This window comes from Embleya sp. NBC_00896 (genome assembly GCF_045207785.1).
Classification (GTDB): Bacteria; Actinomycetota; Actinomycetes; order Streptomycetales; family Streptomycetaceae; genus Embleya.
In genome coordinates this window covers 3727208-3752644 of record NZ_CP108776.1, presented here as the reverse complement: position 1 = coordinate 3752644, position 25437 = coordinate 3727208, and the positions used below count along the sequence as shown (strand labels likewise).

25 protein-coding genes are annotated in these 25437 nt (G+C 69.3%); 16 read left to right on the top strand and 9 right to left on the bottom strand.

The genetic code is table 11. The annotated features are described in order from the left end of the window. Positions 1–33: 33 nt before the first annotated feature. Positions 34–495, bottom strand: a complete 462-nt coding sequence (locus OG928_RS16995; protein ID WP_406284500.1) for an NUDIX hydrolase — start codon at positions 493–495, stop codon at positions 34–36. 139 nt (positions 496–634) lie between these two features. Between OG928_RS16995 and OG928_RS16990 the strand changes: the two genes are divergently transcribed. Next, positions 635–2122, top strand: coding sequence for a CCA tRNA nucleotidyltransferase (locus OG928_RS16990; RefSeq protein ID WP_406284498.1), 1488 nt, complete (start codon positions 635–637; stop codon positions 2120–2122). A gap of 30 nt (positions 2123–2152) precedes the next feature. On the opposite strand, the gene OG928_RS16985 is transcribed toward OG928_RS16990, so the two are convergent. The 5 genes from OG928_RS16985 to OG928_RS16965 form a co-directional block, all read right to left on the bottom strand. Beyond that, the gene (locus OG928_RS16985; RefSeq protein ID WP_406284496.1) at positions 2153–2842 is read right to left on the bottom strand and encodes a hypothetical protein; all 690 of its coding nucleotides are present in this window, start codon (positions 2840–2842) and stop codon (positions 2153–2155) included. A gap of 145 nt (positions 2843–2987) precedes the next feature. After that, positions 2988–3395 carry a hypothetical protein gene (locus tag OG928_RS16980; RefSeq protein ID WP_406284494.1) on the bottom strand — a complete coding sequence of 136 codons (408 nt, stop codon included), beginning with the start codon at positions 3393–3395 and terminating at the stop codon, positions 2988–2990. 218 nt (positions 3396–3613) lie between these two features. After that, positions 3614–4933, bottom strand: a complete 1320-nt coding sequence (locus OG928_RS16975; RefSeq protein WP_406284493.1) for an MFS transporter — start codon at positions 4931–4933, stop codon at positions 3614–3616. A 124-nt stretch (positions 4934–5057) separates the two neighbouring features. Beyond that, complete coding sequence (locus OG928_RS16970) at positions 5058–6137, bottom strand: inositol-3-phosphate synthase (protein WP_406284491.1); 1080 nt, start codon at positions 6135–6137, stop codon at positions 5058–5060. 48 nt (positions 6138–6185) lie between these two features. Further along, positions 6186–6845 carry a PadR family transcriptional regulator gene (locus OG928_RS16965; protein ID WP_406284489.1) on the bottom strand — a complete coding sequence of 220 codons (660 nt, stop codon included), beginning with the start codon at positions 6843–6845 and terminating at the stop codon, positions 6186–6188. Between the two features lie 375 nt (positions 6846–7220). Between OG928_RS16965 and OG928_RS16960 the strand changes: the two genes are divergently transcribed. Both OG928_RS16960 and OG928_RS16955 read left to right on the top strand, forming a co-directional pair. After that, on the top strand, positions 7221–9767 hold the full coding sequence (locus OG928_RS16960; RefSeq protein WP_406284487.1) for a transglycosylase domain-containing protein: 2547 nt from the start codon (positions 7221–7223) through the stop codon (positions 9765–9767). A gap of 106 nt (positions 9768–9873) precedes the next feature. Further along, entirely contained in the window at positions 9874–11313 is a 1440-nt protein-coding gene (locus tag OG928_RS16955) for a glycosyltransferase family 87 protein (RefSeq protein WP_406284485.1), read from the top strand. Between the two features lie 96 nt (positions 11314–11409). On the opposite strand, the gene OG928_RS16950 is transcribed toward OG928_RS16955, so the two are convergent. Then, positions 11410–12441, bottom strand: coding sequence for an alanine racemase (locus OG928_RS16950; protein WP_406284484.1), 1032 nt, complete (start codon positions 12439–12441; stop codon positions 11410–11412). Between the two features lie 125 nt (positions 12442–12566). Then, a complete protein-coding gene (locus OG928_RS16945) occupies positions 12567–13685 on the bottom strand; it encodes a lipid II:glycine glycyltransferase FemX (protein ID WP_406284482.1) in 1119 nt (372 codons plus the stop codon). Between the two features lie 269 nt (positions 13686–13954). Here OG928_RS16945 and urtA point away from each other — a divergent pair, with 269 nt between their 5' ends. The 5 genes from urtA (at position 13955) to urtE (ending at position 18752) form a co-directional block, all read left to right on the top strand. Then, a complete protein-coding gene (gene urtA, locus OG928_RS16940; RefSeq protein WP_406291032.1) occupies positions 13955–15172 on the top strand; it encodes an urea ABC transporter substrate-binding protein in 1218 nt (405 codons plus the stop codon). 70 nt (positions 15173–15242) lie between these two features. After that, positions 15243–16136 carry an urea ABC transporter permease subunit UrtB gene (urtB, locus tag OG928_RS16935; protein ID WP_406284480.1) on the top strand — a complete coding sequence of 298 codons (894 nt, stop codon included), beginning with the start codon at positions 15243–15245 and terminating at the stop codon, positions 16134–16136. A 41-nt stretch (positions 16137–16177) separates the two neighbouring features. Continuing rightward, positions 16178–17281, top strand: a complete 1104-nt coding sequence (urtC, locus tag OG928_RS16930) for an urea ABC transporter permease subunit UrtC (RefSeq protein ID WP_406284478.1) — start codon at positions 16178–16180, stop codon at positions 17279–17281. Continuing rightward, the gene (gene urtD, locus OG928_RS16925) at positions 17278–18048 is read left to right on the top strand and encodes an urea ABC transporter ATP-binding protein UrtD (RefSeq protein ID WP_406284477.1); all 771 of its coding nucleotides are present in this window, start codon (positions 17278–17280) and stop codon (positions 18046–18048) included. The genes urtC and urtD overlap by 4 nt, the downstream gene beginning before the upstream one ends. 8 nt (positions 18049–18056) lie before the next feature. After that, positions 18057–18752 (top strand): urea ABC transporter ATP-binding subunit UrtE, encoded by a 696-nt coding sequence (gene urtE, locus OG928_RS16920; RefSeq protein WP_406291030.1) that lies wholly within the window; start codon positions 18057–18059, stop codon positions 18750–18752. A gap of 24 nt (positions 18753–18776) precedes the next feature. Here the strand turns inward: urtE and OG928_RS16915 are convergent, their stop codons facing one another. Next, positions 18777–19103: a hypothetical protein gene (locus tag OG928_RS16915; RefSeq protein ID WP_406284476.1), complete on the bottom strand. Its 327-nt coding sequence runs from the start codon at positions 19101–19103 to the stop codon at positions 18777–18779. A gap of 244 nt (positions 19104–19347) precedes the next feature. On the opposite strand from OG928_RS16915, the gene rpsF reads away from it, so the two are divergent. From rpsF to OG928_RS16875, 8 genes are all read left to right on the top strand, one after another. Continuing rightward, a complete protein-coding gene (gene rpsF / locus OG928_RS16910) occupies positions 19348–19638 on the top strand; it encodes a 30S ribosomal protein S6 (protein WP_020557172.1) in 291 nt (96 codons plus the stop codon). Positions 19639–19714: 76 nt separating this feature from the next. Further along, positions 19715–20323 (top strand): single-stranded DNA-binding protein, encoded by a 609-nt coding sequence (locus OG928_RS16905; protein ID WP_406284474.1) that lies wholly within the window; start codon positions 19715–19717, stop codon positions 20321–20323. A 65-nt stretch (positions 20324–20388) separates the two neighbouring features. Then, positions 20389–20625, top strand: a complete 237-nt coding sequence (rpsR, locus tag OG928_RS16900) for a 30S ribosomal protein S18 (RefSeq protein WP_020557174.1) — start codon at positions 20389–20391, stop codon at positions 20623–20625. A gap of 17 nt (positions 20626–20642) precedes the next feature. Further along, on the top strand, positions 20643–21089 hold the full coding sequence (gene rplI / locus OG928_RS16895; protein ID WP_406284471.1) for a 50S ribosomal protein L9: 447 nt from the start codon (positions 20643–20645) through the stop codon (positions 21087–21089). 162 nt (positions 21090–21251) lie between these two features. Next, positions 21252–22796 carry a phenylacetate--CoA ligase family protein gene (locus tag OG928_RS16890; protein ID WP_406284470.1) on the top strand — a complete coding sequence of 515 codons (1545 nt, stop codon included), beginning with the start codon at positions 21252–21254 and terminating at the stop codon, positions 22794–22796. Continuing rightward, positions 22793–23248 carry a DUF4188 domain-containing protein gene (locus tag OG928_RS16885; protein WP_406284468.1) on the top strand — a complete coding sequence of 152 codons (456 nt, stop codon included), beginning with the start codon at positions 22793–22795 and terminating at the stop codon, positions 23246–23248. Before OG928_RS16890 ends, OG928_RS16885 begins: the two co-directional genes overlap by 4 nt. After that, positions 23245–24357 (top strand): hypothetical protein, encoded by a 1113-nt coding sequence (locus tag OG928_RS16880; RefSeq protein WP_406284466.1) that lies wholly within the window; start codon positions 23245–23247, stop codon positions 24355–24357. The genes OG928_RS16885 and OG928_RS16880 overlap by 4 nt, the downstream gene beginning before the upstream one ends. Further along, positions 24354–25316 (top strand): hypothetical protein, encoded by a 963-nt coding sequence (locus tag OG928_RS16875; protein ID WP_406284464.1) that lies wholly within the window; start codon positions 24354–24356, stop codon positions 25314–25316. The genes OG928_RS16880 and OG928_RS16875 overlap by 4 nt, the downstream gene beginning before the upstream one ends. Positions 25317–25437: the final 121 nt, after the last annotated feature.

Below are 25437 nucleotides of genomic sequence, written 5' to 3'. Positions count from 1 at the left end.
TCATCCTTGCCCCGGACCGGGATCGGCGGCCTCTCACGCGCTGTCCGCCAACAACTCCGGGGCGAGCGTCACCAACCGCCGCTCGTCGGGGTAGGCGAGGCGCGCGGAGAGCGCGCCGAGCGGAACCCAAGCCACCGCTTCGACCTCGATGTCGTCGTCCGACAGATCCCCGCCCGCCGCCTCCATGAGGTAGTGGTGGACGGTCTTGTGCACCCGCCGATCCGGCGCGGTGAACCAATAGTCGATCACCCCGAGCGGTGCCAGGACTCGACCCACGATGCCGGTCTCCTCCTCGACCTCGCGCAGCGCGGCCTCGACCGCGCTCTCGCCGTCCTCGATGTGACCCTTGGGCAGCGACCACAGCAGTCGGCCGCGCCGATCCCGGCGCGCGATCAGCGCCGCGCGCAACGTGAGTCGATCGACCACCAGACCACCCGCCGACGTCTCCTCGACCACCTGCAGCCGACGGCGCGGCGGCGTGGTCTCGGAAGGCATCCGCCAAGCTTAGTGCGCCACACGCCACGCCAGAACGCCATGATCACCCCATCGCGTCCCGGCGTGTGGGCGCTCGCGGACGCCGTCGCGAAGATAAACCGCGCGAGACGCGCGGCAACGACCCGTAACCTTGTCTCCCGTGCCGAACGCCAAGAACACACCCCTCCCGGACGATCCGCCGGCCACCGGCGAACTGAGCGCCGTACAGCGCCGCGCCGTCACCGAACTGTTGCGCGTCGCGCCTGTCGCCGACGACCTCGCCCGCCGCTTCCAGGCGGCCGGACACGCGCTCGCGCTGGTCGGCGGCTCGGTGCGGGACGCCCTGCTCGGCCGGCTCGGCAACGACCTCGACTTCACCACCGACGCGCGCCCCGAACAGGTGCTGGCGATCGTTCGCCCGTGGGCGGACTCGGTGTGGGACGTGGGGATCGCGTTCGGCACGGTCGGCTGCCGCAAGAAGCTCGCGGATTCGCCCGACTACCAGATCGAGATCACGACGTACCGCTCCGAGGCGTACGACCGCACGTCGCGCAAGCCGGAGGTCTCCTACGGCGACTCGATCGACGACGACCTGGTCCGCCGCGACTTCACGGTCAACGCGATGGCGGTCGCGCTGCCGGGGATCACCTTCGTCGACCCGCACGGCGGGCTCGAGGACCTCGCGGCGCGCGTGCTGCGTACGCCGGGCACGCCGGAGGCGTCGTTCGGCGACGATCCGCTGCGGATGATGCGGGCCGCGCGGTTCGCCGCGCAGCTGGACTTCGAGGTCGCTCCCGAGGTCGTCGCGGCGATGCGGGACATGGCCGAGCGGATCGACATCGTCTCCGCCGAGCGGGTCCGGGACGAGCTCAACAAGCTGATCGTGTCCGACCACCCGCGCAAGGGCCTGGAACTCCTGGTCTCGACCGGGCTCGCCGGGCACGTGCTGCCGGAGCTGCCGACGCTGCGGCTCGAGGTGGACGAGCACCACCGGCACAAGGACGTGTACGAGCACACGCTGATCGTGCTGGAACAGGCCATGGCCCTGGAGACGCCGGGTGAGCCGGACCTGATCCTGCGCCTGGCCGCGCTGCTGCACGACATCGGGAAGCCGCGCACGCGGCGGTTCGAGCCGGACGGCCGGGTCTCGTTCCACCACCACGAGATGGTCGGCGCGCACATGACGCGCAAGCGGCTCAAGGCGCTGAAGTACCCGAAGGACGTCACCGACGACATCACGCGCCTGGTGGAACTGCACCTGCGCTTCCACGGCTACGGCACGGGCGAGTGGACCGACTCGGCGGTGCGCCGGTACGTCCGCGACGCGGGCCCGCTGCTGGACCGGCTGCACAAGCTGACCCGGTCGGACTGCACGACGCGCAACAAGCGCAAGGCGGTCATGCTCGCGCGCGCCTACGACTCCCTGGAGGAGCGGATCGCGCAGCTCGCCGACCAGGAGGAGCTGGACTCGATCCGCCCCGACCTGGACGGCAACGAGATCATGAAGCTGCTGGAGGTACCGCCGGGGCCGCTGGTCGGCCGGGCGTACCGGCACATGCTGGAGATGCGCCTCGAACACGGGCCGATGGACCACGACACGGCGGTCGCGGCACTGCGCGAGTGGTGGTCCGCCCACGGGGACGCGTGAGCGGACCGCCAGGGTGCGGCGAGGGGGCTGCTACTCCTCGTCGCCCAGCGAGGCGAGCTCTTCGTCGGTCACCTTGCCGTCGGCGACGACCTTCTGCAGCTTGGCGATGACCTCGGGGGTGAACTGGCTCGCCCCGGGGACGCCGTCGAACGCCGCGGGGGTGGTGTGCTCGGTCACCGTGACGCAGAGCAGGCCCTTGTCCGAGCCCTTGCGGTAGAGACCGAGGACCGAGCCCTTACGGGCGATGTCGTCCGCGTTGCACTTCTCGGTGTCGGAGGAGTCCGTGAACTTCGCGACGACCTTGAAGGCGGCGTCGTTGCTGGAGCACTTGACGACCTTCGGGCTCTTGTTCTTGGTGCCCGTGACGCAGTCGCCGACCTTCGCCTTGTCGACGGTGTCCCCGCCGAGCTTCCCGATCGCGAACAGGGCGACGACGCCCAAGACGACGACGGCGACGACGATCAGGACGATCTTCTTGGCCTTGCTCTTGGGCGCGGGCGGCGGCGGGCCACCGTAGAAGCCCGGCTGGCCGCCCTGCGGGGGGTAGCCGCCCGGCGGGAACCCGCCCTGCGGCTGACCGGGCTGACCCGGCATGCCCTGCGGCTGGCCCGGCTGCTGACCCCAACCCTGCTGGGGCTGGCCCGGCTGCTGCGGCTGCTGGTTCCAACCCTGGTTCGGCTGCTGGGGGTCACTGGGGCCGGGCGGGAAGGGATTGGACATGGGGGCTATCTCCGTTGCAGGGGACTGGTGAGACAGTCCCGAACACTAGGGGCCCAGCCGGACACGCGCAGCGGGGATTACCCTTGTCCGCGACGATTGTGAGCGAAATAACGGACATACGGGAGCTATTCCGGTTCCGAACGCGTTACTTTCTGGCCGCCAGGCACAGCACGTAGCTCTCCACGGTCGGATCCGAGGGCAGGGCGACGGTGTTGCCGGGCACCGAGTCGCAGACCCCGGAGAACGTCGTGCCCTGCACGCGCTCGACGACGATGAACCGGGCCGCCTGGTCCTCGCACTTCACCGGGCTCTGGTCGATGTCGGCGCTGTCGGCCAGGCAGTCGCCCTCGTGGATCCTCGGCTCGGCTTCCTTGCCCACGTACCACCACGCGCCGCCGGCGACCCCGCCGAGCAGCAGCACGACGATCAGCACGATCAGCGAACCGCGCCGGGACCGCTTGGCCGGCGCCGCCGCCCGGCGGGACGCGCGCCCCTCGACCGGCGCCTGTCGGACGGCCGGCACGTGCGGGCCGACCGGCTCCGGGGGGATCACGTATCCATGTGGCGGAGTGTTCTCGGTCCACGCCGGTATGTACGGCAATGGATCGTTTTCACCCGAATCGGCATTGTTGGGCACGGAGTATCTCCAGAGGAGCCGAAAGTCGCTGGATGTGCAGGTTAGAACTTCGGCCTCGCCAATGCACTACCCAGAGGTAATTTCCTGGCCATGGAGACGCACAAAATAAGCCGAATATCCCCGCGAAAGGGATATTACAGCCGGCGACTGTCGACTTGAGTGCCTCCGACCGGCAACGGAGGGTGCCGACGTGACGCCATCGTGTACAGGACACCGGTCAGCGCGTAGACCCCGGCGACCCCGAGCAGGACGGTCGGCGAGCGACCGTCGTCGGGCAGCCCGAGCGCCGCCACGGCGGCGGCGCCGACGAACGCGACGTTGAACAGGACGTCGTACACCGAGAAGACCCGGCCGCGGTACGCGTCGTCGACGGTGGTCTGCACGATGGTGTCCACGCCGATCTTGGCGCCCTGCGAGGTGACCCCGAGCAGGAAGGCGCCCACGACCATCGGGGCAAACGCGAAGGGCAGACCGAGCGCCGCCTGGCACACCGCGGCCGCGAGCGCGCAGGTGCCGATCCAGGCCGGCACCCCGATCCGCGCGGTGACCGCCGGGGTGCCCACGGCCGCGGCGAAGAAGCCGAGCGCGGACACGCTCACCGTGATCCCGAACGTCGCGAGACCGCCGTCGGTGTCGGCCGGATCGTTGAACGTGTTGCGGCACAGCAGCACCGTCATCACGGTCAGCACGCCGTAGCAAAAGCGCATCGCGGTGACCGCGGCCAGCGCGTGCGCGGGGGCCCGCCGTTTCCACACGTGCACGGCGCCCTCCGCGAGCCCGCGCGCCACCGAGCGCACCGCGTCCCGCACACCGGGCAGGATCCGGTCGGGATCGGGGCCGAGCAGATCCACCGCCATGGTGGCCGCGACCGCCGCCGAACCCAGGTACAGCAGCCCCGACACCAGGATCACCAGCGCGGTGGCGCCCGACCCCTCGGACATGAACGCGTGCACGAGCACCGCCGACCCGCCGCCGATCGCCGCCGCGACCGTCCCGGCCGTGGGCGACACCGAGTTCGCGGTCACCAGTCGCTCCGCGGGCACCACACGCGGCAGCGAGGCGGACAGCCCCGCGAGGACGAACCGGTTCACCGACAGGACCACGAGCGCGGCCCCGTAGAACACCGTGTCGGGCACCCCGACCAGGACGAGTCCCGCGGTCACCGCGACGAGTACGGCTCGCAGCAGGTTGCAGCGCACCAGCACCTGACGCCGCCGCCACCGGTCGAGCAGCACGCCGGTGAACGGCCCGACCAGCGAATACGGCAGCAACAGCACCGCGAACGCGGTCGCGATGTCCGCCGCCGAGGTCTGCTTCTCCGGCGAGAAGAACGCCTGCCCCGCGATCGCGACCTGGAAGGCGCCGTCGGACAGCTGTGAGGTCAGCCGGGTGGCGAACAGCCGACGGAAGTCGCGCAGCCCGAGCAGCGAGCGCAGATCACGGATGAGGGCCACGCCGCCCACCGTAGCCGGCCCGTTCGGGTGGGGAACCGGCCGGCTCCGGGCGAACGCCGAATGCCCGGCTCCACGAAGGGAGCCGGGCATTCGGTCACACGGTCTTACGCGTGCGAGGAGCGGGTCAGCGCTCGATGTCGCCCTTGATGAAGGCCTCGACCGAGTTGCGGGCCTCGTCGTCGAAGTACTGCACCGGCGGCGACTTCATGAAGTACGAGGACGCCGACAGGATCGGGCCACCGACGCCGCGGTCCTTGGCGATCTTCGCGGCACGCACGGCGTCGATGATGACACCGGCCGAGTTCGGCGAGTCCCAGACCTCGAGCTTGTACTCGAGGTTCAGCGGGACGTCACCGAAGGCGCGACCCTCGAGGCGCACGTACGCCCACTTGCGGTCGTCGAGCCAGGCGACGTAGTCCGACGGACCGATGTGCACGTTGTCCGCGCCGAGGTCACGGTCGACCTGCGAGGTGACGGACTGCGTCTTGGAGATCTTCTTCGACTCCAGGCGCTCGCGCTCGAGCATGTTCTTGAAGTCCATGTTGCCGCCGACGTTCAGCTGCATGGTGCGCTCGAGGAGGACACCGCGGTCCTCGAAGAGCTTCGCCATCACGCGGTGCGTGATCGTGGCGCCCACCTGCGACTTGATGTCGTCACCGACGATCGGCACGCCGGCCTCGGTGAACTTGTCCGCCCACTCCTTGGTACCGGCGATGAAGACCGGAAGAGCGTTGACGAACGCGACCTTGGCGTCGATGGCGCACTGGGCGTAGAACTTCGCCGCGTCCTCGGAGCCCACCGGGAGGTAGCAGACGAGGACGTCGACGGCCTGGTCCTTGAGGACCTTGACGACGTCGACCGGGGCCTCGGTCGACTCCTCGATGGTCTCGCGGTAGTACTTGCCGAGACCGTCCAGGGTGTGACCACGCTGGACGTTGACGCCCGACGGCGGCACGTCGCAGATCTTGATCGTGTTGTTCTCGCTGGCACCGATGGCGTCCGAGAGGTCGAAGCCGACCTTCTTGGCGTCCACGTCGAAGGCGGCCACGAACTCGACGTCACGCACGTGATACTCGCCGAACTGCACGTGCATCAGGCCGGGGACGCGGCTGTTCGGGTCGGCGTCCTTGTAGTACTCGACGCCCTGCACCAGCGAAGCGGCGCAGTTGCCTACGCCGACGATGGCTACGCGAACCGAACCCATTCCGGTTGCTCCCTGTGGTCTCGACGAAGTCGCCATGAACCGGCGACCTCAGTTGTTGGATGCGGACGGGTCCGAGGCCACGTCCTGGGTGGGGGTCCGAGGTCGGTCGTCGTCCGCGGACGGATCGACCGTGCCTTCGGTGCCTGCGGCGCCCGGAGTCGCTCCGGAGTGCCGCTCGGCGGTGATGAGCTCGTTCAGCCAGCGCACCTCGCGCTCGACCGACTCCAAGCCGTGTCGCTGCAACTCGAGGGTGTAACCGTCGAGCTTCTCCCGTGTCCGGGTCAGCGACCCGCGCACCCGGTCGAGGCGCTCCTCGAGCCGGCTGCGCCGACCTTCGAGGATACGCATGCGCACCTCGTGGTCGGTTCGACCGAAGAAGGCGAAGTGCACGCCGAAGTTCTCGTCCTCCCAGGCCGAGGGCCCGGACTCGGACAGCAGTTCTTGGAAGTGCTCCTTGCCCTGTGCCGTCAGCTGGTACACGATGCGCGATCGCTTGCTTCCGGCGAGTGCCGGCGCCTCCGGAACCTCTTCCGCGAGCCAGCCCCGTTCCAACAGGGACTTGAGGCACGGATAGAGGGTGCCGTAGGCGATGGCACGGAACGAGCCGAGCACGGTGTTGAGCCGCTTGCGCAACTCGTAGCCGTGCATGGGGGAGTCGTGCAGGAGACCGAGGATCGCGAATTCGAGGACGCCACCGCGCCTGCTCATCGCCTTCCTCCATCCACTGCGTCACCGGACCGCACGCGGGTCCGCCCGAGACCGTGGGATACGGTCGCAGTCGGCCTCATGTCCGGCCGGGGCTCCTGCGCCCCCGGCTCGATATACCGGCTCGATGTATCGAACCGATACATCGAGACGATAGGTCTTCTTGCCGTGTGCCGGCAAGACGGCGCCCGGTGACCCGGGTCACAGGCAGGTCACGGTGGGGTCGCGAATGCGGATCCGCGTAGTCTGTTCCGCCGTGTGGTACCTCAAGCCCCGCTTCCTGCGGAACCGCCCCCCTCGCGTGTGCGTCCTGGGGAGCGGAGAGCCACGACCCGTGCGTCCGACCTCCGCGTCGTACGGCCGAGGAGTAGCGAACGCATGAGTGAACATCGCCGTAGATCACAGCAGCCGCGTCCCGAGGGGCGCGGTGACTCGCATTCCGGGGGTGCGAGCGGGGCCGGGGGCGGCACGCCACCCGGTGGTTCCTCGCTGCCCGCCGAGTCCGGAGGGGGCGACGAAGAGCGCCCGCTCTCGCGCGTGGAGGCCCGTCAGGCCGCCCGCGGCGGCCGACGCGCGGCCAATGGCAGCGCGTCCGGCGGACGATCCCGGTCCCGGGGCACTCCCGCGCCGGGCAGGAAGAAGCGGTTCATCGACTACCCGAGGTTCGGCAAGACCGGCGTGCGCCGCTGGTTGCCGTCCTTCAAGCAGATCCTGGCGATGATCCTGTTCTTCTTCGCGTCGCTCATGGGCCTGGCGGCTCTCGCGTACGCGATGGTGGAGGTCCCGGACCCGAACGCGAACACGACCTATCAGTCCAACATCTACTACTACGCCGACGGCAAGACCGAGATCGGCCGTACGGGGCAGGTCAACCGGCAGAACGTGACGGTGGACCAGATTCCCAAGCACGTGCAGCACGCGGTGATCGCCGCCGAGAACCGGTCGTTCTACACCGACTCCGGCGTCTCGCCCAAGGGCCTGCTGCGGGCCGGGGTCACCATGGTCAAGGGTGGTGCGACGCAGGGTGGTTCGACCATCACCCAGCAGTACGTCAAGAACACCTACCTGACCCAGGAGCGCACCTTCAAGCGCAAGTTCAGCGAGATCTTCATCGCGCTGAAGGTCGACCGGCAGATGCGCAAGGACGACATCCTGGTCGGCTACCTCAACACCGCCTACTACGGCCGCAACGCCTACGGCATACAGGCCGCGGCGCAGGCGTACTACGGCAAGAGCGTCGGCGAGCTGAACGTCGCCGAGGGCGCCTATCTGGCGACCGTGCTGAACGCGCCGGGCATCTACGACGTCATCGAGTTCCCCAGCCAGCTCGAGAAGGTCAAGGGCCGCTGGTCCTACGCCCTCGACGGCATGGTCAAGGAGGGCTGGCTGCCCAAGGCGGAGCGCGACGGCCTCCAGTTCCCGATGCCGAACAAGCCCAAGCCCGCCGCGAACAAGGCCGGTCAGGCCGGTTACCTGATGAAGGTGACCGACCAGTACCTCAAGAGCAACAACGTCATCCCCGAGGCCGATCTCGCGCGCGGCGGCTACAAGATCGTCACCACGTTCGAGAAGGCCAAGCAGGACGCGGCGGTGGCCGCGGTCCAGGCGCAGGTGACGGACACGCTCAAGCCCGAGAAGAACGACGCGGACCGGTACGTCCGAACGGGTCTCGCGTCGGTGGTCCCGGGCGACGGGGCGGTGGTCGCGCTGTACGGCGGCAAGGACTTCGTCCAGCAGGAGTTCAACGACGCGGTCAGACGGGACATCCAGGCCGGCTCGACGTTCAAGCTGTTCGTCCTCGCGGCGGCGTTGCGCGAGGGCGGCAAGGACGGGCCGATCGGTCCGGAGAGCATCTACAACGGCGACAGCAAGATCCCGATCAAGCTGCCGAACGGTCAGATCTACAAGGACAGCAAGTCCGGCAAGGAATACCTGGCGCCGAACGAGGGCGGCACGAACTACGGTCCGGTCACCATCACCAGGGCCATGGAGAAGTCGGTCAACACCGTCTTCCTCCAACTCGCCGCCGACGTCGGGGCGGACAAGGTCAAGAAGGTCGCGATCGACGCGGGGCTGCCGGAGAACCTCTCCGACTTCGCCGCGGACCCGGTGATAGCGCTCGGTGTCGCGCCGCCCAGCGCGCTGGACATGGCCGAGGCGTACGCGACGTTCGCGGCCCGCGGCCTGCACGCGGACCCGTACTACATCAAGGAAGTCACGCACGACGGATCCAAGGTCGAACTGCCCAAGCGCGAGACCAAGCAGCTGTTCCCCAAGAACGTCGCGGACACCGTCAACCAGGTGATGACCAAGGTCGTCGACAACGAGAAGGGCGACGGCACCGGTCGGGCCGCCAAGGCGCTCAATCGCCCGGTGGCCGGCAAGACCGGTACCACCGACGAGAACAAGTCGGCGTGGTTCGTGGGCTACACGCCCAACCTCGCCACCTCGGTGGCGTTGTTCCGCGAGGACCCCAACACTCACGTCCGTTTGTCGCTCGAGGGCATGGGCGGCGGCGGATCGGTGCACGGTGGCGCGGTGCCGACGCTGGTGTGGACCGACTACATGAAGAAGGCGCTGGAAGGCACTCCTTCGTCGGACTTCGCCACGCCCGGAGAGAAGTTCGGCAAGCAGGACAGCGCGACCCTGCCGCCGACGTCCCCGCCGCCGACGTCCCGGACGCCGAGCACCCCGCCGGCTTCGTCGACGGCTCCGCCGACCAGTCCGCCGGCCTCGTCGACGGCGCCCGCCACGGGGGGTTCGCAGGGCAACAGCGGAGGTCCCGGTGGAAACACCACCCGACCGCCGAGCTCTTCCCGCCCACCGTCCACCACGGACCCGGGGGGTGATCCCCAGGGCGGATCCCAGGGTACGACCCGCGGGAATGGTTCGAATGGGTTCATTCTCGGCGGCCGTGGTCGCTGAGAGGCTTTAGCCTTACGCGTGCCCCATCGCACTGGCGATGGGGCACGCGTTGTCGTATCCGGCCGGCGAGGGCAGCCTCCTCGGGGAGCGCGAGAGGATGGGCGCCATGACGCCGACATCGACCGAACCCGTCCTGCCCACGCACGACGATCCGGTGCTGCGGACGGGCAGTGAGCTCGTGGGCGGACCGGCGGGGCGCCGGATCCGTTTCGTGGCCGACCGGTGGTGGAGTCCGGTCCGGGTGCTGATCCTGCTCGCCGTGGTGTGCTTCGCGCTCGGGATCATGCAGAAGAAGCCCTGCTACGACGGTGGTTGGTTCTCGGGTACCACCCAGTACTCGCACGCGTGCTACAGCGACATGCCGCACCTGTACACCACTCGCGGTTTCGCGGACGGGAAGATCCCGTACTTCGACGAGACCGGCGACAAGGACATGAAGTTCCTGGAGTACCCGGTCATCACCGGCGGGGTGATGGCGTTCGCCGGTACGATCGCGCGGGCGATCGGCGGTGACATCCAGGACGAGCAGCTGTGGTTCGTGATGATCAACGCGATGATCATGATGGCCTGCACGGTGGTGACCGTGATCGCGGTCAAGGGGACCTCCGGGCGAAGGCCCTGGGACGCCGCGATGTTCGCGTGCGCGCCGGCGTTGGCGCTCAACGGGATCATCAACTGGGACATGGTCGCGGTCGCGTTGACGGCGGTCGCGATGTGGACGTGGGCGCGGAGCCACGTGGTCGTGGCCGGCGTGATGATCGGGCTGGCGACGGCGGCGAAGCTGTATCCGGTGCTGTTGCTGGCGCCGCTGTTCCTGCTGTGTCTGCGCTCGGGCCGGCTGGTCCCGTTCGCCAAGACCGCGGCGGCGGCGATCGTGTCCTGGCTGGTGGTGAACCTGCCGGTGATGCTGGTCTACGACGGCCATTGGTACGAGCGGCGCGACTGGTACATCCGCGAGGGCTGGAAGCTCTTCTACACGTTCAGCCAGGACCGCCCCGCCGACTACGGGTCGATCTGGTTGATCATCCAGCAGCGCGGTGACGGCCAACCGCTGGAGTACCTCAACGAACTCGTCACCGCGACCCTGGTGTTGTGCTGTCTGGGGATCGCCGCGCTGGCGATGTGCGCGCCGCGCCGGCCGCGCTTCGCCCAGCTGGCGTTCCTGGTGGTGGCGGCGTTCATCCTGACCAACAAGGTCTACTCGCCGCAGTACGTGCTGTGGATGATCCCGCTCGTGGTGCTGGCCCGGCCGCGCTGGCGCGACTTCCTGATCTGGCAGGCGTGCGAGGTGACCTACTTCATCGGCGTGTGGATGTACATCGCGTCGTTCTCCGGCAAGGGCCTGTCGCAGAACGCGTACCACGTGGTGATCCTGCTGCACCTGCTGGGCACCGCGTACATCTGCCTCGTGGTGGTGCGCGACATCCTGCGGCCGGAGCGGGACCCGGTGCGTGCGGACGGGAGCGACGACCCCTCGGGGGGCGTGCTCGACCGGGCGCCGGACGTGCTCGTGTTGGCTTCGCCCCCGGTCCGCGTCGGCGGCTGAGGGACCGCGGGGACGGCGGGACGGCGAACGGCCTCGGGGTCGGCGGGCGGGTGCCGCCGGCCCCGAGGCCGCTTCGGAGTGGTTCGGTGGATCGGGTCAGCGGATCGCGATCCGGTCGAAGTGCGTCGTGGTGTGCCGCAGCGCGGCCTCCAGCTCGTCGCCCGGCTTCGGCGGGGCCACGTCGTTCGCCAGGAAGAGCAGGCTCACCTGCATGTGCGGCGGCTCGGCGAACCAGCGCTGCTTGCCGGCCCACGTGAACGGGGACAGCGAGCGGTTGACCGTGGCCAGGCCCGCGCGCGCGACGCCCTTGGCCCGCGGCATGACGCCGCGCACGGTCTTGGGGGCCTCCAGGCCCACGCCCTGTGCGGTGCCGCCGCTGACCACGATCAGGTGGCCGTCGCTGGGCGCCTTGCGCTGGCGGTAGCCGAACCGCTCGCCCCGGGCGATCCGCACCACGTCGAGCACGGTGCCGCGGCTCGCGAGCGCGTCGTGGTCGCCGAGCCACAGGTCGGTGCCGATCCGCGGCCGGAACTCGGTGTTCGGGTGCCGCTCGCGCAGCACCTGGAGCTCGGCCGCGGTCAGGTGGCTGACGTACATCGACCGCACGGGCAACCGCGCGGCGCGCAGCCGCTCGACCCAGGCCTCCACCTCGGCGACCGGGTCGTACCCGTCCGGGTGATCCAGCGGCAGGTGCAGCGAGAAGCCCTCCAGGCGCACGTCGTCCATCCCGGTGCGGAGCTTGACCAGCTCCTCCTCGGTGACCCCGTCCCGCTTCATCGTGGTCATGCACGCGACGACGATCCGACAGCCCACGAGGTCGCGCGCGGCCTGGACCGAGGAGACCGTGCGGATGGTGCGGTCCGGCAGCGGGACGGCCTCCTCGCCGCGCAGGTAGGGCGTGAGCACCATGACCTTGCCGTCGAAGTGGTCCTTGACCACGGCGGCCTCGTACGTGGTGCCCACGGCGACGGTGTCCACGCACATGCGGGCGGCCTCCTCGGCCAGCCGCGGGTTCGTGAACCCGTACCCGTTGCCCTTCATCACCGGCACGAGACCGGGGAACGTGTCGCGTACCTCGTCCTGGTGCTTGCGCCAGCGGGCGGCGTCGACGTAGAGCGTGAGCGACATGGGCGTTTCGGGGCCTTCCGTGTGCGGGACGTGCCCTTGGGAACGCAGGGCGGAGGCGGAACACGCGGCGTCGGCTGCGCCGCGGCGATCACGTACAGCCGACGACCGGGGTCGTCGGCGTTGCGTCAGCGGCGTGACATGTACATGTCGAGTGCCTTGTGCAGCATCTTGTTGAGCGGGAAGTCCCACTCACCGAGGTACTCGACGGCCTGGCCGCCGGTGCCGAGCTTGAACTGGATGAGCCCGAACAGGTGATCGTTCTCGTCCAGCGTGTCGCTGATCCCGCGCAGGTCGTACGCGGAGGCGCCGAGCGCGTACGCGTCCCGCAGCATCCGCCACTGGATCGCGTTCGAGGGGCGCACCTCGCGCTTGTGGTTGGCCGACGCGCCGTACGAGTACCAGACGTGGTCGCCGACGGTGACCATCGTCGTGGAGGCGAGCACCTCGCCCTCGTGCTTGGCCAGGTACAGCCGCATGCGCTCGGGGTCCTCGGCGTTGAGCGCCTTCCACATGCCTTGGAAGTAGGCCAGCGGGCGCGGCGTGAAGTGGTCGCGCACCGCGGTGACCTTGTACACCTCGTGGAACACGGGCAGGTCGTCGTAGCCGCCCTGGACCACGTCGACGCCGGCCTTCGTGGCCTTCTTGATGTTGCGCCGCCACAGCTGGTTGAAGCCGGCGTGCACGTCGTCGAGACTGCGCCGAACGAGCGGTACCTGGAAGACGTAGCGCGGCTGCACGTCGCCGAAGCCGGCGCCGCCCGTGGCGTCCTGCTGCCAGCCCAGGCCGCGCAGTTGCCGCTCCAACTCCGCGCCGCGGTCGTCGGTCCAGTCGGGGGGCAGATCGCGCAGCCGGTTCGCCGACTTGGCCGCGATCGCCTTCTTGATCGTGTCCGCCTCCCAGCGGGCGATCACCACCGGCGGGCCCATCTTGACCGAGAACGAGCCGCGGCTCTTGAGGTGCGCGAGCATCGGGTCGAGCCACTTGCGCAGGTCGCCGTCGAACCAGTCGATGACCGGTCCCTCCGGCATGTACGCCAGGTAACGCTTTATCTTCGGCAGCTGCCGGTAGAGCACCAGCGCCGCGCCCACGACGGCGCCCGACTCGTCGATCCAACCGATGCTCTCGGATCGCCACTCACTCTTCACCGCGCCCCAGGAGGGGCACTGAAGAAAGCTCACGGAGGGCCTGCCCTTGATGAAGGCGAGGTGCTCCTCGGCGGTGAGCGTCCTCAGGCGCAAAGACATGTAAGAGCTCCTAGAGATCGGTGCGGCCGTGACAGAGGTTACTGCGCCTTTGGGCGCTATGGATCGTGCCGGGCGGCTCACTCAGGACTGTACGGGGATAGGACGGACCATACCTCTCAAACCGGGCGCTTGACTGTGTCGGGAATCAGCAATGAGCGCTTAACAATCACGACTCGGCCGGGAAACCGCACCTCGCCAGACTCTGGGACGTCATCCCCCGGAACCGAAGGAGTCCCGGCATCGTGCGGAAAATTACGGCTTACGGCCACATGGCTCGAATAGCGGCCATGTCGCTGGCCGCGCTGCTCGTCACCTCCTGCGCCGCCGAGGAAAGCACCGCCAAGAAGGGCGCCTCCGGGCCGGATGTCAGCGGCGACGGCGTCAAGGTCGGCGTCCTGCACTCGCTCAGCGGGACCATGGCCATCTCCGAGGTAACCGTCAAGAACTCGGTCCTGCTCGCGATCGACGAGATCAACGCCAAGGGCGGAGTGCTCGGCAAGAAGATCTCGCCGGTCACCGAGGACGGCGCCTCCGACTGGCCGACGTTCGCCGAGAAGGCGCAGAAGCTGATCTCCAAGGACAGGGTCGCGGTCACCTTCGGCGGCTGGACCTCCGCGAGTCGCAAGGCGATGCTGCCGGTGTTCGAGAAGAACAAGCAGCTGCTCTTCTACCCTGTGCAGTACGAGGGCCTGGAGAGTTCGCCGTACATCTTCTACACCGGGGCGACCACCAACCAGCAGATCGTGCCGGGCCTGGACTACCTCAAGAGCCAGGGCAAGAAGAAGATCTTCCTGGTCGGCAGCGACTACGTCTTCCCGCGCACCGCCAACAAGATCATCAAGGCGTACGCCAAGGAAAACGGCATGGAAGTCGTCGGCGAGGAGTACACCCCGCTGGGCCACACGGAGTACAGCACGCTGATCAACAAGGTCCAGGCGGCCAAGCCCGACGCGGTGTTCAACACCCTCAACGGCGACAGCAACGTGGCCTTCTTCAAGCAGCTGCGCGGCAACGGCATCACCGCGGCCGGCATGCCCGTGCTCTCGGTCAGCGTCGCCGAGGAGGAGGTCCGCGGCATCGGCCCGGGCAACATCGCCGGCCAGCCGGTCGCCTGGAACTACTACCAGACCACCGACAACGCCAGGAACACCGAGTTCGTCGCCGCCTACAAGGCGAAGTACGGCGCGGACAAGGTGACCTCCGACCCGATGGAGGCCGGCTACAACTCGGTCTACCTGTGGAAGGCCGCCGTCGAGAAGGCGCAGAGCTTCGACCCCGAGGCGGTCCGGAAGGCCTCCGACGGTGTCTCGATCGACGCGCCCGAAGGCAAGGTCACCATCGACGGCGCGACCCAGCACGTGTACAAGACCGCGCGGATCGGCGTGGTCCAGCCGGACGGCCTGATCAAGGAGGTCTGGAACTCCGGGGCGCCGGTCAAGCCCGACCCCTACCTGAAGGCCTACCCGTGGGCCTCGGGCCTGTCCTGACCCGCGACACCACCTGACGGGAAGCGGAAAGACGGGAAAGACGGGCAACACGGGAAGGGGGCATCGCACAGTGAACGCATTTGTGAACCAACTGCCGATCGGCCTCGCGATCGGTGCCGTCCTGCTGCTGATCGCGCTCGGGCTGACGTTCACCTTCGGCCAGATGGGCGTGATCAACATGGCCCACGGCGAGTTCATCATGGCCGGCGCGTACACCGCGTACATGCTGCAGACGCCGGTCGCGTCGTTCGGCCTGGAGGGTCAGGCCGTACTCGTCGCGCTCCCGGTGGCGTTCGCGGTCGCGGGCACCATGGGGCTGATCCTGGAGCGCGTGCTGATCCGGCGCTTCTACGGCCGACCCCTGGACACGCTGCTGCTGACGTGGGGCGTGTCGCTGGTGCTCCAGCAGGTCGCGCGGGATCTGTTCGGTGCCCCCAACGTGCAGGTGAAGGCGCCCGGTTGGCTGGTGGGCGGCGACGAGGTGTTCGGCATCCGGATCCAGTACGCCCGGGTGTTCATCCTGGCCCTGGCGATCGTGTGCGTCGTGGCGATCTGGGCCTATCTCCACCACATGCGCCAGGGTCGCCGGATGCAGGCGGTCATGCAGAACCGCCGACTGGCCGCGTGCAGCGGGATCGACACCGGCCGGGTGGACCAGCGGACCTTCTTCATCGGGTCGGGGCTGGCGGGCGTCGCCGGGGTCGCGCTGACCCTGGTCGGCCCGGTCGGTCCCTCGATCGGCACGTACTACATCGTCGACGCGTTCCTGGTGGTCGTCGCCGGTGGGCTCGGGCAGCTCAAGGGCGCGGTGATCGCGGCCTTCGCGCTCGGCCTGATCAACAGCTATCTGGAGTTCTGGTCGGACGCGTCGCTCGCCAAGGTGCTCGTCTTCGCGGTGATCATCGGCTTCCTCCAGGTGCGTCCACAGGGGATGTTCGTACTGCGCTCGCGGGCGCTGACATGAGCGGCCCGAAGGTGCGGGGCGGCGTCGTGAGGGGCGGTCCGATGAACCGGCTCACCAAGGATTGGCGCAAGGCCGTCGGGTTGGTGGCGGTGGCGGTGCTCGTGTTCGCGGTCGCCCCCGCGACGCTGAGCCCCTTCCGGCTCGAACTGCTCGCGAAATACCTGTGCTTCGCGATCGCGGCGCTGGGGATCGGGCTGGCATGGGGCAAGGGCGGGATGCTGACCCTCGGCCAGGGCGTGTTCTTCGGCCTGGGCGGCTACGCCATGGCGATGCACCTCAAGCTCGCCGAGGCGGGCCCCGGCAAGCTGCCCGACTTCATGCTCTGGAGCGGGGTCGAGGAACTGCCCATGGTGTGGGAGCCGTTCCGCCAACCATGGTTCGCGCTGTCGATGGTGGTCGTGCTGCCCGGTGTCACCGCAACGCTGCTGGGTCTGCTGGTGTTCGGCCGCCGCGTGCGCGGCGCCTACTTCGCGATCCTCACCCAGGCGCTCGCCGCCGCATTCGTGATCTGGCTGGTGGGTCAGCAGGCGCTGACCGGGGGCTCCAACGGGCTGACCGACTTCAGCACCTTCTTCGGCCTCGACCTGGCCGCCGAACAGGACCAGCGGATCCTGTACTTCGTCGTCGCGATCGTGCTCGGCCTGCTCTACCTCGGCTTCCGGCAGATCGTCGCGAGCCGGTTCGGCCGGCTCCTGGTCGCGGTGCGCGACGGCGAGGACCGGGTCCGGTTCCTCGGCTACGACCCCGCGCTCGTCAAGACCGCCGCGTTCACGCTGTCCGCGATCTCGGCGGGCATCGCCGGCGCGCTGTTCGTGCCCGTGGTCGGGATCATCTCGCCCGCCCTGCTCGGCGTCGTGCCCTCGCTCGAACTGGTCTTCGCGGTCGCGGTCGGCGGCCGGTACGCGCTCGGCGGCGCGATCCTGGGCGCCGTACTGCTCAACTACGCCAAGACCACGTTCTCGGAGAGCTACGCGGACGGCTGGCTCTATCTCCAGGGCGCCCTGTTCATCGCCGTGATGGCCTTCGCCCCCAGGGGCGTGCTCGGCCTCACCCGCCAGATCCGCGACGCGATCGCGGTCCGACGCAAGGCGCCCCGCACGAACGTGCCGGTCGCCGCCCGCACCGCCGAGGAGGGTGTCGCGTGAACGAGCCGCTGCTGAGCGTCCGGGGCCTGGGCGTGGTGTTCGGCGGGTTCCGGGCGATCGACGACGTCGACCTGAGCGTCGAGGAGGGTGAGCTGCGCTTCCTGATCGGCCCGAACGGCGCCGGCAAGACCACGCTGATCGACATCGTCACCGGGCTGACCAGGCCCACCGAGGGCAGCGTGCGGTTCGCCGGCACCGAGTTGGTGGGGCGGCGCGAGCACCAGGTGGTCCGACTCGGGATCGGCCGCACCTTCCAGACCGCGGTGGTCTTCGAGGAGCTGACCGTCGAGGAGAACGTCGACCTCGCGGGCTCGTTCCGGATGGGCCTGCACCGCATGTTGCGCCGGCGCCGCGGCCGGACCACCGCGGTCGGCGCGGCCCTGGCGAGCGCAGGGCTGAGCGACCTCGCCGGCCGGCCCGCCGGCGTGCTGTCGCACGGACAGCGGCAGTGGCTGGAGATCGCCATGCTGCTCGCCCAGGAGCCGCGCCTGCTGCTGCTGGACGAACCGGTCGCCGGCATGTCCCGCGAGGAGCGCGAGCGCACCGGCGAGCTGCTCACCGAGATCGCGCGGGATCGCACGGTGATCGTGGTCGAGCACGACATGGAGTTCGTCCGCAGGTACGCGTCCACCGTGACGGTGCTGCACGAGGGCAGGGTGCTGACCGAGGGCGACATGGCCTCGGTCCAGGCCGACCCGACCGTGCAGGAGGTCTACCTCGGCCGCTCGCGCGACGCGCGGGCCCAGGAAAAGGAGGCGGTGGCCTGATGGACGCCATGCTGGAGGTGACCGGCCTGGAGGTCGCGTACGGCCGGGCCAGGGTGCTGTTCGGCGTGGACCTCACGGTCGGCGCCGGCTCGCTGGTGTGCGTCATGGGCCGCAACGGCGTCGGCAAGACCACGCTGCTCGACGCCGTGATGGGCGTGCTGCCGGTGCGCGGGGGACGGGTCGTGTTCGAGGGTCGCGACATCACCCACCTGGCGACGCATCGGCGGGTCGGGCTCGGGATGGGCTACGTGCCGCAGGGCCACGAGACGTTCGGGCAGCTCACCGTGCTGGAGAACCTGAAGGTCACCCTGGAGGCGAGCGCCGGCCGTGACCGCGGCGTCCTGGACGAGGTGCTCGACGTCTTCCCGCGGCTTCGACCCCTCCTGGGTCGGCCGGCCGGATTCCTCTCCGGCGGCCAACAGCAGCAGCTCGCGATCGCGCGGGCGCTGGTCACCCGACCCCGGATGCTGATCCTGGACGAGCCCACCGAGGGCATCCAGCCGTCGATCGTGACCGAGATCGAGGACGCGATCGAGGCGCTGCACCGCGAGCGCGGGCTCGCGGTGCTGCTGGTCGAGCAGTATCTGGACTTCGCGATGCGCCTCGCCGACCGCTTCACCGTCCTGGACGCGGGGGTCGTGGTCCGCGAGGGCGCCGGCAGCGACCTCGCCGAACCGGACGTGCGGCGGCTGCTGGCCGTGTGAGTCGGGTGGATCCGGTGGGGCGGGTCAGTACAGTCCGCCGTGGAACATGTTCATGAACAGGGACACGGCGGACACGCCCAGCGCGAGCACCGTGACGGCCCGCTCGGCCGTGGTCGCGGAGAACATCTGACTGACCAGAGCGGTCACCACACCCGCGAGCGCGGTCCACGCGCCGAGGATGTGCATCTCGTCGAACATCGCGCAGATGCCCGCCACCAGGGCGAACAACACGGACGCCGCCACCAGCGCGTTCTCGCGGGGATGGGCACGGCCGTCGGAGTTCAGGGTCAGGCGGGGCCGATGCCCCTCGGCGGTCGCTGCGGTTCCCGTGCGGCGGATCGTATGTGCCATCACGCACCTCCGGTGAGTGACTGCGGGACGGAACCTTTTGTCCGTATATCCATCCCCCAGGGTGCCGGTCGTCATGCTCGGATTTCAAGAGTCCGTCCCAGGACGGGTACGCTGTACCGTCCGCTGCACTCTCGGCACCCCCGTTCGTCATGTTCGCGGGGCCGCCTTGGCGCGGCGACATTACGCAAGCCCTCCTGCCACGGAGATTCCGTGGCCGATCAGTCCACAGGAGGTGGGTGTTCACATGCGTAGCTACGAACTCATGGTCATCCTCGACGCGGACCTCGAAGAGCGCGCGGTCACGCCGCTGCTCGAGCAGTTCCTCAATGTCATCCGCAACGACGGTGGCAAGGTCGAGAAGATCGACACGTGGGGCCGTCGCCGGCTCTCGTACGAGATCAAGAAGAAGTCCGAGGGCATCTACGCCGTCGTGGACCTGGCCGCGGAGCCCGCGACCGTCAAGGAACTCGACCGTCAGATGAACCTCAACGAGTCGGTTCTGCGGACCAAGGTCCTGCGCCCCGACCAGCGCTAGTCCGAGCTCGCGCGCACCACCAAACGCACCGCACGTCGAAACGCAGCACTGCGCTGAAATCAGCGAAGGGGTCAGCATGGCAGGCGAGACCATCATCACTGTTGTCGGAAACCTGACTGCCGACCCGGAACTGCGCTTCACGCCCAGCGGTGCCGCCGTCGCGAACTTCACCGTGGCTTCCACGCCGCGCACGTTCGACCGCCAGACGAACGAGTGGAAGGACGGCGAAGCGCTGTTCCTCCGCTGTTCGGCCTGGAAGCAGCTGGCCGAGAACGTCGCGGAATCCCTCCAGCGTGGCACTGGCGTCATCGTCCAGGGCCGGCTGAAGCAGCGGTCCTACGAGACCAAAGAGGGCGAGAAGCGCACCGTCGTGGAGCTCGAGGTCGACGAGATCGGCCCGACCCTGAAGTGGGCCACCGCGAAGATCACCAAGACCAGCCGCGGAGGCGGCGGTCAGGGTGGTTACGGCGGCGGTCAGCAGCAGGGCGGCGGCGGTTACGGCGGACAGCAGGGCGGCGGACAGCAGGGTGGCGGTGGCTACGGCGGCCGTCCCCAGCAGGGCGGTGGCGCACCCGCCGACGACCCGTGGGCCACTCCCGGTGGGGGCGGCCAGCAGCAGGGCGGCGGCGGCGCGGGGGGCTGGGGTCCCCCGCCGGGCGGCTACTCGGACGAACCCCCCTTCTAGGCCCACGGCCGAGGGTCCGGTTCGCAACCCGAGCTGAAGACTTCTGAAACGATCTGGAGAGCACAATGGCGAAGGCGCCTGCGCGCAAGCCTAAGAAGAAGGTCTGCGTGTTCTGCAAGGAGAAGATCTCCTATGTGGACTACAAGGACACCAACCTGCTGCGGAAGTTCATTTCCGACCGCGGGAAGATCCGCGCTCGTCGCGTGACCGGTAACTGCACGCAGCACCAGCGTGACGTCGCCGTGGCTGTCAAGAACAGCCGCGAGATGGCGCTGCTGCCGTACACCAGCACTGCTCGCTGAGAAAGGGTGATCTTGTAATGAAGCTCATCCTCACCCACGAGGTGACCGGTCTCGGTGAGCCCGGCGACATCATCGAGGTCAAGGACGGCTACGGCCGGAACTACCTCATCCCGCGCGGCTACGCGATTCGCTGGAGCCGCGGCGGCGAGAAGGACGTGGCGGCCATCCGGCGCGCCCGCAAGGTTCGCGAGATCCGCACGCTCGACCAGGCCGCCGAGGTCAAGGGTCAGCTCGCGGGTCTCAAGGTGACGCTCCAGACGCGCGCCGGCGACACGGGCCGGCTCTTCGGCTCCGTCACCGTCGCGGACGTCGTGTCGGCCATCAAGGCCGCCGGCGGTCCGGACATCGACAAGCGTCGCGTCGAGATCGGCACGCCGATCAAGACCGTCGGGTCGCACCGCATCACGGTTCGCCTCCACCAGGAGGTTTCGGCCGCGCTCGACCTCGACGTCGTGCCCGCCTGATCCGAAGCACCACAACGGCCCGGCATCCCCTCGTGGGGTGCCGGGCCGTTCGGCGTTTCTGAGTACCCGATTGAGTAGCGGCACCCATGTCCCGCGCACCCCCTCGGCCGCATTCTGGACTCACGCGCCGGGCGGTCCGGCGGGACAAAGGGGCAGACGGTCATGGCGAGATTCATCCGACAGTGGTTGCTGCGCGTCGTCAGCTTCATGCTGACGGGCCTGTACCAGCTCTACCGCGTCCATCCGGCCGTCTGGCGCTGGACCGCGACGCACTACCAGCCGTGGATGCAGAAGTTCGCGCGTCGACACGCGTGGATGACATGCCAGTTCGCGGCCCTCGACGTACCCGCCTACCGCGACTTCCTGCGCCGGCACCGTTGGCGCTTCCGGTGGTTCGACCTCACGTCCTACCCGGAGACGTCCAAGGAGAACTACGTCAAGGCGTACGCCGAGGACACCCGCTGTTGGCTCGGCGAGCTGGAGGTGGCGGGCACGGTCGTGGACGAGTCGTCCGGATCCTCCGGGACCCCGCACAACTGGCTGCGATCGCGGCGCGAGCTCAAGTCTGTGCACCGCAACGTCGCCGGCTACACGTCCATGGTGTTCCCGCGCCGGAAGCTGTTCGTGATCAACGCCTACTCGATGGGCGCGTGGGCCACCGGCACCAACACCGGGATCGCGATGGCCCGGGTCGCGATGGTCAAGAACACCGGCCCCGACATCGACAAGATCGTGGACACGCTGCGGCACTTCGGCCCGCGCTTCACCTACCTGGTGACCGCGTACCCGCCGTTCCTCAAGCACCTGCGCGACCGGCTCGACGCCGAGGGTTTCGACTGGGACCGGCACCCGATGTACGGCTTCGTCGGCGGCGAGGGGATGACCGAGGCGCTGCGCGACTACCTGGAGGAGCGCTTCGTGAAGGTGCGCTCCGGCTACGGGGCCTCGGACCTGACCATCGGGATGGCCGGCGAGAGCGACGCGACGGTGTGGCTGCGCAAGCGGCTGCTGACCGACGAGCGGCTGCGCGCGATGGTGCTCGGGCCGGCCGAGGGCCGGGTGCCGATGGTGTTCCAGTACAACCCGCTGGAGACCTACCTGGAGACCAACGCCGAGGACGAGGTGATCTGCACGATCAACTCGACCGCGGTGATGAGCCCCAAGCTGCGCTACAACATCGGCGACGAGGGGCGGCTGCTGACCTTCCCCGAGGTCGAGGACATGATCCGGCAGGACCCGGACGCGTGGGCCGGCTGGCAGCGGGCGACGCGCACCGAGCGGATGCGGCTGCCGCTGCTGCTGCTGTTCGGACGCAAGGACAGCACGATCTCGTACATGGGCGCGCACATCTATCCGCAGGACGTCGAGTACGGCCTCTACCAGGACAACCCGATGGCGGCGGACCTCGAAGGGTTCTGCCTGACGGTGGACGAGTACGCCGACCTGGAGAGCCGACCCGTGGTCAACCTTCAGCTGCGCGAGGGGACTTCGCTGTCGGAGGCGGACCGGGAGAAGCTCGCCCGGGTGTGCCGCGAGGGCGTCGTGCGGCACCTCGCGCGGGCCAGCCGGGACTTCGCGCAGTCGCTCGTGGAGGACCCGACCGCCGCCGATGTGCGCGTCCTGGTGCACGACTTCCGGACCGGGCCGTTCCTGCGGGGCACCACGAAGATCAAGAACGTCTACCTCGTGGAGGGTGAGCAGCGATGAGGACCACCGACTTCTCGGCGGCGCCGCCACAGGCGCAAGGCGAGGCGATGTTCATCGGGGCCACGCACTACAGCGGGGTGCGCTCGCTGTTCTCGCTCGCGCGGCCGTGGCTGCGGATGGTGCGGACCATGAAGCGGATGGAGGGCTACCGCTGGCACAAGGTGTACCTGCAGGGGCCGTTCACACTCGGCACGATCGCGGTGTTCGCGGACCGCGACGCGCTGCTGCGCTTCGCCCGCTCGAAGGCGCACCGCGACCTGATGTGCTGGATGACCGATCGAGGCGACCGCAACGGTACGGCCGGGTTCATCCGGCTCTTCGACGCGCAGCCCGGCGGCTACAGCAACGGCGCGTGGCGGGCCGAGGACGGCACGATGGCGCACATCGACGAGTTCACCCCGATCGGCCGCGAGAGCGACGGTCCGCCGGTGCACCGGAAGGCGAAGTCGTGACGGTCACCGTGGAGCGCGTGGCGTCCCGGCGCGGGCTGCGCGACTTCTGTGAACTGCCGGTGCGGCTGCACCCGAGGGACCGCTACGTGCCGGTGCTGCGCGGGCAGGTCCGGCAGTGGCAGCGGGCCGGGATCGAGCTGTACGTCGTGCGTGATCGCGCCGGGCGCGCGGTGGGCCGGACCTGCCTGCACACCGACGAGCGGTTCGACGCGAAGCTCGGCGGGCGGCACCAGCTGTTCGGCCTCACCGAGTTCACCGACGACCCGGAGGTGTTCGCCGGCCTCGTGGACCTGATGGAGCGTCGAGCGCGGCAGGGCGGCCGCGAGACGCTCTTCGGGCCGGTCGCGTTGCTGCCGAACCAGACCGGCGGGGTGATCACGTCCGGGTTCACCGAGCGCGGCTTCGTGGACTCGGCCTGGAACCCCGCGCGATACCCGGAGAGCTACGAACGCGCGGGGTTCGGGCGGCGGTTCCCGGCGGCCACCTGGATCTGTCCGGACCTGCGGGCGCGCACCGACGACCCGGGGGCGACGTACGTCTTCGACGACGCGCGGATCGCCGCCGAGAACCTGGTGATCCACCGCGGGTCGCGGCGGCGGTTGGCCGAGCAGCTGCCGATCCTGCACCGGATGCTGAACGCGAGCTTCGCGCAGCTCGGCTACTACACGCCGATCGCGCTCGACGAACTGCGCGCCCAGACGGACGGTCTCGCGTACCTGTTGGACGAGTCGCTGCTGCTGTGGCTGGAACGGGCGGGCGAGCCGGTCGCGTTCACGCTGGCGGTGCCGGACATCTCCGCGTTCCTGAGCCGGATCGGCGGAGATCTGCACCCGGGCAATCAGCTGCGGCTGCTCGCGACCCGGGGCCGGTATCGGCGCGAAGCCGTGCTGATCATCAAGGGGACCGTGCCGGAGGCCCAGGGGCGCGGCTACCTCACGCTGCTGGCGCGCGAGCAGTACCGGGCCCTGCGGGCCGGCGGCTACGACGCGTTGCGCAGCACGTGGGTCGAGGACGACAACAAGGCGTCGTCGGCGCAGTACCGCCGGATCGGTGGGCGGGAACTGCACGGACACACCTTCTACGCACGAACGGTGGGGAGCGCGGCGTGAGTTCGGAGTTGACGGAGCTGCTGCGGTTGGCCGGCCGGGCGCCGAGCGCGCACAACACGCAGCCGTGGACGGTGTCGCCGAGCGGCGCTCTGGGCTACGCGTTGTCCTGGGATCCGGATCGTGAACTGCCGGTCGGCGACCCCACGCGGCGGGACCTGTTCCTGGCGCTCGGGGCGTTCGTGGAGGCGTTCCTGATCGCGTCCGGTGCGGCGGGGGTGCCGCTGCGGGTGGAGTGGACCCTGGAGCCGGGGCAGACCCGGGTGGCGCGGTTCGTGCGCGCGGACGAGTGCTACGCGACCCCGTTCACGGCCGCGGATCTGCGTGGGCGGCGCAGTGCGCGCGGGGCCTACATACCGGGGGTGCTGCCGGACGCGGTGCTCGCCGAGGCGGAGGCGGAGCTCGCGGGGACGGCGGGCCTGTGGCGGGGTGGGACGCGGGCGCTCGCGCCGCTGCTGGAGGAGGCGGACCGGTGGTTGTTCGGGGACCGGGCGCTGGTCGCCGAGTTGCGGCGCTGGTTGCGGCTGCGGCCGGTGCCGGCCGGGCGTCCGCAGGCGCTGGACGGGTTGACGGGGCGGGCACTGGCGCTGTCCCGGGTCGAGGAGCGGGTGTTGCACGAGGCGTTGCGGCCCATCGCCTACGGGGTGTTGCGGCCGGTCGGGCTGCCGCGGGTGCTGGCCGCGTCCTCGCGGGGGCTGCTGCGCTACGACGGGAGCGTGCTGGTGGTGACGGCGCCGGCCGGGTCGACGCCGATGGAGTTGCTCGAGCAGGGGCGGAGGTTGTTCCGGTGCTGGCTTCGCCTCGCCCGGCACGGCTACGCGACGCATCCGCTGAGCCAGCTGATCGACTGCGGGCGGACCGCCGAGCGGTTGGCGGGGATGGTCGGGGCACGGCCGCTGGCGGTGTTCCGGGTCGGCCGGCCGGTGGATGAACCGGTACGTTCCGTGCGAAACACGGACTGATTGTCACGACGGTCGGTCGAGCACGGTCCGATTCCCTCGAATTCCCTCGAACGCGTGGGCTCGGCGGTTGCCTGGATACCCTAGGGGGGTATATCGTCGTCGTTGTGGGGCCGAGAGTGGT